The following is a 12,462-nucleotide window of genomic DNA, read 5'->3' on the forward strand; positions in this document are numbered from 1 at the left end:
GCATCATTTTATTGTATTCGTTTTCATTATAAATATTATTTAGAAATAGTCACTCAGTCTGAAGTCGTATTTACAATAATTTTACAAATGAATAGACAGTAAATTGAATTCATTTCGTACCTATATTTAAAGCTTTCCTTTCTTGAAGGAAAATTGATACAGCATAAAGAATAAATACAGAAATGGTAATAAAAATATTACATAATAAATAATCTCAATCCAAATGACATCACCAGGCAATCCTTGTCCCATGATAGCAAACAGTAAAAAGTAAAACATATATGATATAGGAAAAAATCCAATTACTAATGCATGAATTCGCTCTGCGCCCAAATCTCTACAACGTCGCATCATTAACGTCAGAATTGGTATTAAGAATATTGCGAGCAAGAGTAAATGATAGAACTGCCAGTTTAATTCAAATAGCATTTCAAATATCGGTCTTTTTGTATCGAATCCTAACTTGGGTAAACCAAGCATTGGACCTATAATAAAGATAGACAAGATACATATAATATGTGTCCAAAATCCTATATTAAATTCTTTCCTATTTGCATAACCACTAATATCAAACGTCCTTTTCCAAAAACTAATGTATGTATCCATCATCGTACCTCCGAATACTTCGGATCTGCACCGTATTTATTTGGACCACGTGTACCTTCTTTTAGTGACATGATGAATAGAACCATACTTGCGATTAAAAAAATGGGATTCACGAAGAAATAGAACTTACCTATAAGTGTCTCAATACTGCTTAAAAAAGATTCTGAATAAAAGTACTCTAATAAAGAAAGTGGAATACTTATCAGACTTACGATAATACAATATATTCCGCTGATATTGATATCTTGTAGCCTTCTAGAACCTATCGCCATACCCGGAATAAATGCAATCCAAGTGAATGCTTCGACTACAATATAGTAAGTTTTGTTCACATCGAAATGCTTACCTGTTAGAAAATACGCTAACCAAAATAGTAGATAGACAAACGCAAAAATAATCACATGACCTAATAAACTTAACCAATACTCACTACGTCTAGATCTTCCACTGAACTTAAATCCATTCTTCCAGAAGCTTATGACTGCTTGTTTAATCGACAAATCTCTTTCCATAATGAACACTCCTTTAGTTATATTTTACCATTGAATTGGAAAGTGCAACCTTAAAGTTACCTTAAATTTTCCAATTCAACATACCGAATCATGGCTATTTAATCCAATTAGTCACCTATCATTTCAGAAACCTCACACAATTAAAAAATTCATGACTGATAAACCTGGTTTATACGTCATGAATCCATATTTCTAACTTCTTATTTACCTTCTTCTTTCTCAGTTAACTGAATAAATAGCTTCCCTTTCATCACTTCTACTTTCTTTTCATTCGAATAAATCTCTAATTCAGCATTTAATCCTTCTTTTGACTTCACGATGTTGCTTAACTTCATTTCACCATTTTTATATACAGGATTATCCGCCAATTTAATCATTATCTTTTCATCCTCATCATATTTCACAGTCCCTCTACGTTCTATTTTCGTTTCGTCTGATGAGAATGTAACTTCATCTTCCTTAAACGAAATATATCCGAGCTTTTTTAAATCTTCTTTTGGTCCAACTTCAGCAATAAATGTTTTTCCATCTACCTTGCTTTCTAATCCACCACATGCAGCTAATATATATAACATACTAAATATTAATACTAATAAACGTTTCATTCTGTTACTCCTTTATTCATTGGTCTCATATCGGTATACCATCTTGCGCGATTTTATAAAACCTTTATCATTAAACCTGTCTTTTCTCCAACCTTAAAGTTACCTTAAAAATTCACTATAAATATTTTCATCTCTTTTGAATTACCATATACTGATAAAAAAAGGAAAGAAGGTATCTAGATGAATACAATTTTAAAACTTGGTATTGCTTCAACACTTTTATTAGGCATGTCACCTGCAGTTGCAGATGCAAAAACACCTACGCAAGCTGTAACTCCTTATTACAAATGGAATGGCTATTCCGGCAACAGTTATCAATTTGTGTTAGACAAAGATTTCAAACGTGCATTATTAAATAGTAATGTCACAGTAAACGGGATGAAAGCTACAAAACCGAAGAAAAATTTCGATGATAATCAGTCATTCAATGCCTATAATTTCTATACAGAGTTTAATATTCTAAATGCTCAATATTTAACGAAAAAATTTGATACGATTGGTATTAAAGAAGACAAAAAGTATTATGTCGTTAAAATGCCAGTACAGAAAAATAAAATATCGTATAATCAAATCAAAAAAATGTATGGTAAATATACATTAGGTGAAGGACAAATGGGTGACTCTGAACTCAATCAATTTTATGAGCAATCACTTGCAATCAAAACAAAAACCGGTCAAGCGCAATTTATGTTCAATAAAAAAGAAATGCTGACACATATATATTTTATTGGTGATAGAAATTTAGAAATGGGATATTAATATAGAAGCTACCCTTGTGGTAGCTTTTTTATGTGCGAAGCCTCATCAAATTTGTCATAACCAAAAAAATGATTAAAGTGATTAATCATTCATTTATATGACACAGCGTCACCTCATTTTATTCATACTATCTTCTATATCTTTAATCACTTCATACATTAATTCTGCTGCTTCAACATCCGTGAAACCTTTAGGGATAATCGTAAATCGGTCTTTTGGAATATCATCTATATAACCCAAAGCATACGCCTCTTCGATAAAACAATGCTCCATTTGTTTAAGCGTCTTAAGACTAACAAATAATTTATTTATATACATCACACTGATACAATCATATACCTTCGAGAATTCTGCCATATCTAAAATAGCATCGTCCCCAATGTTCGAAAAAAATATAATTGTATCGTCTGAAAACATATCATATATAACATCTAAGTCCCATTCGTCCATTTTATATGTATCTTTATCTTCAAACTGATTAAAATTAATATTTTTTTCTTCTAATTGTCTCATTAATAACGGTAATGATTCATTATCCTTAAATCATGTATTTAAATTCACATTGTAACCCCCACCGCTTAATTTTAAAGCGATTGGAATCGGCATCGTATTCAATATATCCTGCATATCGTCTGAAGCTAACCTATCTTGAAACACCTCTCCAATTACAAATATCATACACTCACCTCTTTCTTTTATCATAGCAACTCACAGCATAATAAACACGTTATAGACAATGCGAAAATTTGCTATAATATCAAAAACGAGGTGATACGATGGATATAGTCATATTAAGAGAAGAAGACATGGCCACACTTAGAAAATATAATGTAGATCCAGAAAAGTTTGATGAAGATTTTGAAGATATTTTTAGAATGATAGGTTATGAATATGATGAAATATTGTTCAAAGAATTTGGCTATGAATTTGATCCTGATGAAATCGAACAAGTTCCAAGAATTGCAGCAATGAAGAAAGATTTCTTGGAAATATACGATCATATTGCAATGGATGAAGGTTATATCAGTTACAATCATCATTATGTATCTTCGTATAACAACGCATCGTGTAAAATCACACTAAAAGACGACACAATAATTGAAGGCAAAAGTACAGATGCAAATTGGCTTAGTAAAGAAATTAATATTTTAGTTAAAGACCTATTCCAAAAACAAATTATGAAAATTAATTTAGACGAAATAGTATCGATAGACGTAAAAAACAGCACACTGTAATCAGTGCGCTGTTTTTTGACTATAACTTATCTGTAAACTAAACCACCATCAGTTAATATTGCTTGACCTGTAATATAATCCGCGTCATCGGAAGCTAAGAAAGAAACTAAGTTGGCGACATCTTTAGGTTCCTGGTAACGACCTAATTTAATTGCACTAGTGTATTCTTTCCATGCATCTCCTGGTTTCATACCTTCATTATATTTTACCATTTCAGCATCGATTCGATCCCACATTTCAGTTTTTGCAACACCCGGGCAATATGCGTTAACTGTGATTTGATATTGTGCTAATTCTTTTGCTGATGAATGTGTAAATGAACGTACTGCATGTTTTGTAGCTGAATAAGTAGACAACATTTCATAAGACTCATGACCTGCAATACTACAAGCATTAATAATTTTACCTTTAGTTTCTTGCTTAATAAATTGTTCTGCTGCAGCTTGCGTACCATATACAGTACCGAATACGTTGATATTAAATAAACGTTGTAATTCAGTTTCTTCGACTTGTAAGAATGGCGTAACTGCATCAATACCCGCATTATTAACAAAAACGTCTAATTGACCAAAAGTATCAACCGCGTGTTTAACTAAAGCGAATTGATCTTCACGTTTTGAAACATCACCTTTAAATGATGAAATTTCAAATCCTAATCCTTTAAATTCTTGTTCTGTTTTGTTTAAGTTATCTTCGTTTATATCATGGATTACTACTCTGAATCCATCCTTCGCTAAACGTTCTGCAATACCTTTACCTAATCCAGCAGCTGAACCTGTAACAATTGCAACTTTACTCACTTAAAACATCTCCTTAAAAATTTCAGAATTTTTAATACATTTTAATTATAATGTTAATTGTGAATTTTTTCACTTAATATAGGTCGTGTTCAATAAAATGTAACAAATTACTATATATACTGCTGAATTATCGTTTCGCTAATATTCTAAATATATATATCACTTATGTAAAAATCCAAAAAAATACTCGTTTACGTCAATTTTAATTTGTTTAAAAATAAAAAGACAACCCTAAAAGATTGTCTAATTTCGCACTATGCTTTTTTCCAAACTGAACCTTTTAGATACATCAGTGACCATTGATCACCGCCATATTTTTTATCAATATTACGCCATTTCTTCAGAGATTTAAGATCATTTGCTTTTAGTAATGCGATACGGTCAACAACGACATTTACTAATTTCGTGCGATCTGCATTATATCGATCACTTGAAATGATTTTAATATTTTTATAAAAATCTACATATCCTTTTTCTGAGTGAATACCAATACGTATTGAATACAATGGCTTACCATAAATTTGATGAATTTTCTTACGTGACACTGCTTTAATGTCCGAAGTATTTACTTGGCTTATTGTTCGCTTCAAAAACGGTACTTTTTCTTGAAAGTTTGTAAATGCTAATGCATTTGCTGAACGAACTGAATCGTTACCAGGTTTATTACCAATTAAGAAGTCTTCGAAAACAATCCCTTTTTTATTCTTATAGTAACTCACCTTTTGTCCTGCCTTTAAACCATTGATTGTCATCTTACCACTCTTTGCTTTTTTCGCGAATGCTTCAGTTGCAATATTAATTTTTTTAGGTGTAGCTGCTTCAGCTTGAATGTTTACCGACGTTATTACTAAACCTGCTGCAAGTCCTGTTACGAGTAACTTTCTCATCATAAATCACTCCTTTTGGATCATTGAGGATACATTTAATTATAATTCAATTGTATAACAAATTCTATTTTAAGAGTATATTTATACCCATTCGTCTATAAATCGTCATAATAAAAACTCAATCTAATTTTTTCTATACGTATTTGTTCATAGTATCTCTTATAAGTTATTTAGCAGAATTTTTGATATATGAAAAAGGCGAATGGAGAAGCATTAAGATACGTTTGTTCGCGTAACAACTCTATGCATGAACAAACCTTGAAGATTTTATTATTTTATTTATGCTTTCGTGGAATATTGGTGCGTTTGTTCGTGTAACAACTCTATGTGTGAACAAACCTTGAAGATTTTATTATTTTCTTCATACTTTCGTGGAATATTGGTGCGTTTGTTCACGTTACAGCTCTATGTGTGAACAAACCTTGAAGATTTCATTATTTTCTTTATGTTATCGTGGAATATTGGTGCGTTTGTTCGTGTAACAACTCTATGTGTGAACAAACCTTGAAGATTTTATTATTTTCTTTATACTTTCGTAGAATATTGGCACGTTTGTTCGCGTAACAACTCTATGTATGAACAAACCTTGAAGATTTTATTATTTTCTTTATACTTTCTTGGAATATTGGCGCGTTTGTTCATATTACAGCTCTATGTGTGAACAAAAAAAGACTTCACCGTAGTGAAATCTTAATTATCTTTCTTAGCTGCTAGTGCAACCTCTGTTATAAATGCCAATCCAAGTAAACCTGCAAGCACTTTAAAATTTTTAGAGCCAAATTTCTTATTTAGTTCATCTTGAGATGCTTTACTCATACCGACAACCCATAAATATCCTAATGCATTAACTGAATACGCAGCTTTTGCGATATTATTATTTACCCCAAGTTTATTCAAACGACGACTGAATAAACTATATGATGGTACTAACGTAATCAAAGCCAAAGTAGAATAGAGTTTATTCGTCTTTGTATCAATCAATTGTTCCCCAGAATCTGTCTCTAAATTATCTATATCAGCTAAAGCTAAAATCGTAAATGCTACAACATGTGTCAACGTTGGAAACCAATACTCTGAACGACTTGCTTCTTCAGTTGTGTTCAACGCATAGCGCCAATAGTTCATGTACTCTTTCAATGCTTTGTTCATATTATCCCCTCATTTCAAGTATTATCTATATTATCCCCTAATATTTGTATGTGTTCAATAGATATTCTATGACAAAAAATAACCCTCGAAATAATTTCGAGGGTCATTCTATTAAGCTTTCTGAACAGTAATTGTCCAAGATGCATCATCTAATTGTTCGTAATTCGTTACTGGATAACCATTTTCTGCTGCCCAGTTGGGTAATGCTTCTGTCGCTTGAGTACAGTCAAAATCAATTTTCAACTCATCTCCAGTTTGTAATGCTTCCATTTTCTTTTGTGCTTCTATTAATGGGAATGGACATACCATTCCAACTGTACCTAATTCGTGTACCATATTCATCCTCCTTAAGCTGCTTTCGGTTTTAAATTAATCACTTTTTTCGCTTGTTTCATTGGTCTTACAAATAAGAAATAACTCATGAACCATGTACCTAATATCATAAATAATAATGAAATCCATCCTTGCGTATTCATTGTTGCAGTAGATACTAAACCATTACCGATTGAACATCCACCCGCAAGGGATGCACCGATTCCCATAAATGCACCACCAATGACACTGTTACGAATTGTCGTTTTTTCTGGTAAACGCCATTTAAATTCTCTAGATCCACGTGCTGCAATATATGAACCTAGGAAGATTCCTAATACTAAGAATACTCCCCAGTCTATTAATTTCGTATCCCCATTCACCAAAAATTGAAGTAAATTTGCTGATGGTGTTGTAATGCCTAATCCATAATTGCGACCTGTTGAAATACTCATTGGCCATGCGATTAAAGCAATAATACCAATAGCAATTGCAGCAACAAATGGATGATATCTTTTTTCAAACAATACATGTCGAACACCTGTAAATTTCTGCTTTAACTTTGGCATTGCAAATTTCGGTTTTGGTTTATTCAATGTTTTAACAACTAAAATTACTGTAACCATAATAAGGAAAACTAGATAGATCCAAAAAGGAATGCCAGTTGACTTTGATAAATCCGCATTTACTACTGAGACACTATTTAATTTATCAAGCAAGGGCTTTAATACACCCACCTTCGTCATCGCTGCAAAAAGTGCGTACATAAATAATGCAATCCAACTCCCAATTAAACCTTCTCCAGCTCGATACCATGTACCTGTGGCACACCCACCCGCTAACACAATACCAATTCCAAATACAAAAGAGCCTAAAATCGTGCCAATCACTGAAAATGCTTCATACTCTATATGTATAATATTCATTGAAGTTAACACGTATAAGCCTATTGCTTGGATAGAAATTGCGATAAGTAACGCATAGAACATTTTATTGTTCTTTTGAACATACATATCACGGAACCCACCCGTTAAGCAAAAACGTGTACGTTGCATTACGAAACCAAGTAATGCACCCACAATTAAACCACTAACAATTGTCCAAATCATAAAAACCTCCTACAATTCCGATAATAATAATAAGAAATAAATATTATAGTATATGAAAAATAGTTATAAATCAACACCTTTAACTCAGATATTTTATTTCATAATAATCTGCTTTCAATTTATAGGATACTTTCTTTATCAGTGCAGGATGTTTCATTTAAAATACCTCAATCTCTTGTTCCCCAAAATGGTCTATAACATCATATTCGTCTGTCCCATATGCAATACCTTGATAATAATTGCCCTCTATCACTACTAATTCCATCCCGCTCAACCCCTTCATGTCATTACATCCATCATACTATGTCGAGATAAAAAAGATCCGTATCATCTGCGATACGGATCTTGGTTATTATAATGATTTGAGTTCTGATATGGATTTTGTTGATAGTAATTACTTTGATAAGGATTATGATAATTATCTTTACCAAGCACTTTAGGATTCGGTCCCCATTGATTTGATCCTGGTTGGCTATCTTGTGCACACCAAACAATATACCAAATACCAATGACTAAATTAAATAATCCAATCATCATATGTAGGAATAAACCAATTACAGATGGATTTTGTGAATCACTTAAAAAGTTAATAAACATACTTACATAACTTAATAGAATCGGAACAATATAAAATAATATAGCCCATTTACCGCTTCTACCGATATCATGTAAACGTCTAACTAATAAAGATAAGTTAGGTATAAGTAATATTAATCCAATGAGGATTAAAGATAGAAAGCCTAATACCCCCGATAAACCAAATATATTTAGCATCGTGTTATGATCGTTAGATGCTCCAGCCGCAGCCGCACTAAAAATGATTACCATAAATAAAAAAAATGAAAAGCCGAGTGTAAATAGGATTGACTGCGTAAAGAAAGGTACCCAATATTCTTTTCTTCTTGATCTACCCTTAAAGTCGAATGCACGTGTCCAGAATAATTTCGTCGCTTCCCAAAATGACATTGGTTGCTGATACATAATTCCCCTCCAAAAGTGTTATTTGTTACTCACAGTATAAATAAAGTTTCTGTAAAATTAAAGAAAATATTTATTATATCTTATGCTTCTAGTATATTTATCCATATCAATGTACAATATACATAAAAAGTAATTGAGGTGTATTATGTTCAAAAACTTAAAATTTCAAATTGCTTTTATTACGCTCATTTATTTAGTGTTCATCATTTGGTTTGTGAGTATAGGTGGCCATAAAAATCTAATAATCTTCTCATTTTTTATTGTCACTTATTTTACAGGCATACTTTCAATAATTCGAGAACACAAAATGAAACACATAGACAAGAATGACAAAATTGCAATCCACCATGCGAAAATTAAAAATCACCGCAACAACTCAATTGAAAACTTAATCCTCCTCATAATATACAGTATTATTTTATATTTCTTAAATATACATGATATATTTCTTAGTCCATACTTCATGGTTGTCTTAACGCCTGGCAGTCAATTTATAGGACACGCTGTGAGTTACTTCATGGAAAAAGAAGAACTCCAAATCACATTAAACAAAAAGAAAACCACTTCATAATGTAGTGGTTTTCTTAAGATAAATATGTATATTAGACATAATAATAAGGCACCCGTAAGTAACGAGTGCCTTAATAATTATTTATCTTGTTCGTCTTTACTGACTTTCTTCTCGCCAGGTTGAAGTTCCAATTGTTCCTTCACCTTCTCGTTCATTTCACCATCGATGACTGATTCTGGCATGATTTCACGTCTATTACTTGTTGTTTCTTTATCAACATTTGACATATCTATCGCCTCCTCAATTAGTATAGTTACTTATACCCCATCGACTATACTAATTAACAAAAAGGCTTTATCAAAATTTCGAAACGTATATTTACTCTTCATTTATTGCATTTTTCTATTATCATCATTTGGTACCGTAAAGATAATCGCAATCAGTGCCATAACGCCCATCAATACATTCGCCCAAAGTGCAATCATTGCACCTGTGAATACACCCATCGACGCAACAGCAATACCGTAAATTGCACCACTTATTGCTACTCCAAATGCGCCTCCTAATGACGATGCCATCTTATATATACCTGATGCGACACCCACTTTATCTTCTGGTGCATTTGAAATTGCTGTATCTGTAGAAGGTGTTGCGTATAAGCCTAGGCCTAAACCAAAGAATAAATATCCTACAACACAGCTCACGATATAAATTTTTTCAGGTAAGAACGTAAGAGATATCAACAGTACCCCTATTGTAACGATTAAAGTTCCTAATAACATTGGTTTTTTAGCCCCAATTTTTTGTAATATCTTCTCACCAACACGTATCATAAGTAGCACCATCACTAAATATGTAATTGATAAGTATCCCGCTTGAAGAGATGTATAACCTAAACCTTGTTGAACAAATGTATTTGCCACAATCAATGTTCCTGCTACAGCATTAAGTAAGAAGTTTGAAATCGTCGCCCCTGTATATGGTTTGTTTGTAAATAAGTTAAAATCAATTAAAGGGTTATCGACTTGTTTTTCGAGCTTCAAGAATAAAAAGAATGAAAGTAGAACGAGTATCACTAAACCGATAAACCATATTGAAGTAACACCGAGCGTCGCACCTTTCGTAATTAATATATTTAAACTTAATAACATTACTACTAAGATAATTAGACCTTTAATATCGAATTTAGATGTATTTGTGACTTCTGATTTCGTTTCTGGTGTTCCTTTAATTAATAGCATTGAAATGATAGCAACGATAATAGAGATAATAAAAATCCATCTCCATCCCATTGTTGTTGCTACTGCACCACCAAATAATGAACATATTCCACTACCACCCCAAGATCCAATCGACCAGTAACTTAAGGCTCTTTGACGTTCCGCACCTTCATAATATGCTTTCATTATTGCTAGTGTTGATGGCATAATACAAGCTGCTGATATCCCTTGAATCACACGTCCTAAAATTAATAATGCAGGAAAATTTGTTATGATAATTAACAATGAACCGACAATGCTCAGGATCAATCCTATGTTAGTCATTTTTACGCGCCCAATTTTATCAGCTAAACCACCTGCTCCAACAACAAACATTCCTGAGAATAATGCTGTTAAAGATACTGCTATGCTGACAGTTCCCATGTCAGCATTAAAACTATCCTTTAGGTTAGGTACAACATTCACTAAAGATTGAGCAAATAACCAAAAAGTAATTACAGATAATACAATACCTAATATTAATTTGTTACCACCGCGGTAACTTGATTGTGCTACATTATTCATTTTTATTTCTCTCCTTTGAGGTAATCTAACACAACAGTGCCCACTGCTTGTGCAGAAATTAATAATGATTTTTCGCTTATATTAAATTTTGGATGATGATGTGGATAAACTTCACCATCATCTGGTGTAGCGCCAACATAAATAAATGCACTTGGTTTTTCTTTTGCATAATAAGCGAAATCTTCTGAAGGCGGTTGCGCATCACATGTTTCAATTCCAAATTCTAAATTGGCATTTTTTAGTGTTTCAGCCACGTATTCAGTAAACTCAGGATCATTGTATAATGCAGGGTAATCATCATTATATTCCAGTTCACAAGTAACGCCGTACATTTCTTCTAATCCTTTTGTGATACGTTTAATTTCTTTCTCAATTGTTTTCTTTGTTTCATCTGTAAGAGCACGAACATCTCCTTCAATTTCAACACTATCTTTAATGACATTAAACTGTCCCTTACCGTCAAAAGAGCCAATTGTGACAACGCCTGTTTCAAAAGGATTTAATCTTCTTGAAACCACAGTCTGAACGGATGATACAAATTGTGCACCTGCAACAATCGCATCATTAGCCATGTGTGGTGATGAACCATGTCCACCCTTACCATTCACCTTTAATTTAAAATATGCACGACCCGTTTGAACATAACCTGGACGGTAATACACATTACCTGTTGCCATTGTGCTCATGACATGAACACCTAATACATTATCTACACCTTCTAATACACCATCTTCAATCATGCCTTTCGCACCACCAGGAGGCACTTCTTCAGCAGGTTGGTGAATCACAATGACTTTACCTGTAAAATTATCTTTTTGTTCAGCAAGTGTTTCTGCTAGTACGAGCATGTAAGCAGTATGTGCATCATGACCACAAGCATGCATTACACCAGGATTTTGTGAGGCATATGGCAGACCCGTTGCTTCTTCTATCGGCAAAGCATCAAAATCTGCTCTGATTGCTAATGTTTTACCTGGCTTACCAGAGTCAATCGTAACTTTTATCCCTCGCTCACCTATATTGGTTTCAATTTGTACATCTTTATCTTTATAAAATTCTTCGATGTACTTTGCAGTATTTTCTTCTTCAAAAGAAAGTTCCGGATGTTGATGTAAGTAACGTCTAATTTCAATCATTTTTTCTTCTTTAGTTTTTAAAGCTTCAATTAATTGTTTATTCATGTTCTTCATCTCCTTAAAGTAATTATAGTCC

Annotated in this window: 17 protein-coding genes; 3 read left to right on the forward strand and 14 right to left on the reverse strand. The window is 32.7% G+C overall.

Annotation, left to right across the window (positions count from 1 at the left end; all coding sequences use genetic code 11):
• Positions 1 to 126 precede the first annotated feature (126 nt).
• From ACMGE9_RS03565 to ACMGE9_RS03575, 3 genes are all read right to left on the reverse strand, one after another.
• Complete coding sequence (locus tag ACMGE9_RS03565) at positions 127 to 606, reverse strand: hypothetical protein (protein ID WP_414043887.1); 480 nt, start codon at positions 604 to 606, stop codon at positions 127 to 129.
• Positions 606 to 1,118, reverse strand: a complete 513-nt coding sequence (locus tag ACMGE9_RS03570) for a DUF805 domain-containing protein (protein ID WP_414043888.1) — start codon at positions 1,116 to 1,118, stop codon at positions 606 to 608. The genes ACMGE9_RS03565 and ACMGE9_RS03570 overlap by 1 nt, the downstream gene beginning before the upstream one ends.
• A 200-nt stretch (positions 1,119 to 1,318) precedes the next feature.
• The gene (locus ACMGE9_RS03575) at positions 1,319 to 1,723 is read right to left on the reverse strand and encodes a hypothetical protein (RefSeq protein ID WP_414043889.1); all 405 of its coding nucleotides are present in this window, start codon (positions 1,721 to 1,723) and stop codon (positions 1,319 to 1,321) included.
• 180 nt (positions 1,724 to 1,903) lie between these two features.
• Here ACMGE9_RS03575 and isaB point away from each other — a divergent pair, with 180 nt between their 5' ends.
• Positions 1,904 to 2,482: an immunodominant staphylococcal antigen IsaB family protein gene (isaB, locus tag ACMGE9_RS03580; protein WP_414043890.1), complete on the forward strand. Its 579-nt coding sequence runs from the start codon at positions 1,904 to 1,906 to the stop codon at positions 2,480 to 2,482.
• Positions 2,483 to 2,590: 108 nt separating this feature from the next.
• Here isaB and ACMGE9_RS03585 read toward each other — a convergent pair whose 3' ends face one another.
• A complete protein-coding gene (locus tag ACMGE9_RS03585) occupies positions 2,591 to 2,995 on the reverse strand; it encodes a hypothetical protein (protein ID WP_414043891.1) in 405 nt (134 codons plus the stop codon).
• 30 nt (positions 2,996 to 3,025) lie between these two features.
• Positions 3,026 to 3,160: a hypothetical protein gene (locus ACMGE9_RS03590; RefSeq protein ID WP_414043892.1), complete on the reverse strand. Its 135-nt coding sequence runs from the start codon at positions 3,158 to 3,160 to the stop codon at positions 3,026 to 3,028.
• Between the two features lie 98 nt (positions 3,161 to 3,258).
• On the opposite strand from ACMGE9_RS03590, the gene ACMGE9_RS03595 reads away from it, so the two are divergent.
• On the forward strand, positions 3,259 to 3,717 hold the full coding sequence (locus ACMGE9_RS03595; protein ID WP_414043893.1) for a hypothetical protein: 459 nt from the start codon (positions 3,259 to 3,261) through the stop codon (positions 3,715 to 3,717).
• Between the two features lie 26 nt (positions 3,718 to 3,743).
• On the opposite strand, the gene ACMGE9_RS03600 is transcribed toward ACMGE9_RS03595, so the two are convergent.
• The 6 genes from ACMGE9_RS03600 to ACMGE9_RS03625 all read right to left on the reverse strand — a co-directional run bounded on the left by ACMGE9_RS03600 (position 3,744) and on the right by ACMGE9_RS03625 (position 8,955).
• Complete coding sequence (locus tag ACMGE9_RS03600; RefSeq protein WP_414043894.1) at positions 3,744 to 4,517, reverse strand: acetoin reductase; 774 nt, start codon at positions 4,515 to 4,517, stop codon at positions 3,744 to 3,746.
• A 254-nt stretch (positions 4,518 to 4,771) separates the two neighbouring features.
• Positions 4,772 to 5,407, reverse strand: a complete 636-nt coding sequence (locus ACMGE9_RS03605) for a hypothetical protein (RefSeq protein ID WP_414043895.1) — start codon at positions 5,405 to 5,407, stop codon at positions 4,772 to 4,774.
• A gap of 687 nt (positions 5,408 to 6,094) precedes the next feature.
• Positions 6,095 to 6,553, reverse strand: coding sequence for a hypothetical protein (locus tag ACMGE9_RS03610; protein ID WP_414043896.1), 459 nt, complete (start codon positions 6,551 to 6,553; stop codon positions 6,095 to 6,097).
• A gap of 111 nt (positions 6,554 to 6,664) precedes the next feature.
• Positions 6,665 to 6,889: a sulfurtransferase TusA family protein gene (locus tag ACMGE9_RS03615; protein WP_414043897.1), complete on the reverse strand. Its 225-nt coding sequence runs from the start codon at positions 6,887 to 6,889 to the stop codon at positions 6,665 to 6,667.
• A gap of 11 nt (positions 6,890 to 6,900) precedes the next feature.
• Positions 6,901 to 7,974 (reverse strand): YeeE/YedE family protein, encoded by a 1,074-nt coding sequence (locus ACMGE9_RS03620; protein ID WP_414043898.1) that lies wholly within the window; start codon positions 7,972 to 7,974, stop codon positions 6,901 to 6,903.
• 327 nt (positions 7,975 to 8,301) lie between these two features.
• Positions 8,302 to 8,955, reverse strand: coding sequence for a DUF805 domain-containing protein (locus tag ACMGE9_RS03625; protein ID WP_414043899.1), 654 nt, complete (start codon positions 8,953 to 8,955; stop codon positions 8,302 to 8,304).
• Positions 8,956 to 9,100: 145 nt separating this feature from the next.
• On the opposite strand from ACMGE9_RS03625, the gene ACMGE9_RS03630 reads away from it, so the two are divergent.
• Entirely contained in the window at positions 9,101 to 9,526 is a 426-nt protein-coding gene (locus ACMGE9_RS03630) for a hypothetical protein (protein ID WP_414043900.1), read from the forward strand.
• Positions 9,527 to 9,603: 77 nt separating this feature from the next.
• On the opposite strand, the gene ACMGE9_RS03635 is transcribed toward ACMGE9_RS03630, so the two are convergent.
• From ACMGE9_RS03635 to ACMGE9_RS03645, 3 genes are all read right to left on the reverse strand, one after another.
• Positions 9,604 to 9,753, reverse strand: coding sequence for a hypothetical protein (locus tag ACMGE9_RS03635; protein ID WP_414043901.1), 150 nt, complete (start codon positions 9,751 to 9,753; stop codon positions 9,604 to 9,606).
• 102 nt (positions 9,754 to 9,855) lie between these two features.
• The gene (locus ACMGE9_RS03640) at positions 9,856 to 11,250 is read right to left on the reverse strand and encodes an MFS transporter (protein ID WP_414043902.1); all 1,395 of its coding nucleotides are present in this window, start codon (positions 11,248 to 11,250) and stop codon (positions 9,856 to 9,858) included.
• 2 nt (positions 11,251 to 11,252) lie between these two features.
• Positions 11,253 to 12,431, reverse strand: coding sequence for a M20 family metallopeptidase (locus ACMGE9_RS03645; protein ID WP_414043903.1), 1,179 nt, complete (start codon positions 12,429 to 12,431; stop codon positions 11,253 to 11,255).
• Positions 12,432 to 12,462: the final 31 nt, after the last annotated feature.

Source organism: Macrococcus animalis (genome assembly GCF_047425875.1).
GTDB classification, from domain to species: Bacteria; Bacillota; Bacilli; order Staphylococcales; family Staphylococcaceae; genus Macrococcoides; species Macrococcoides animalis.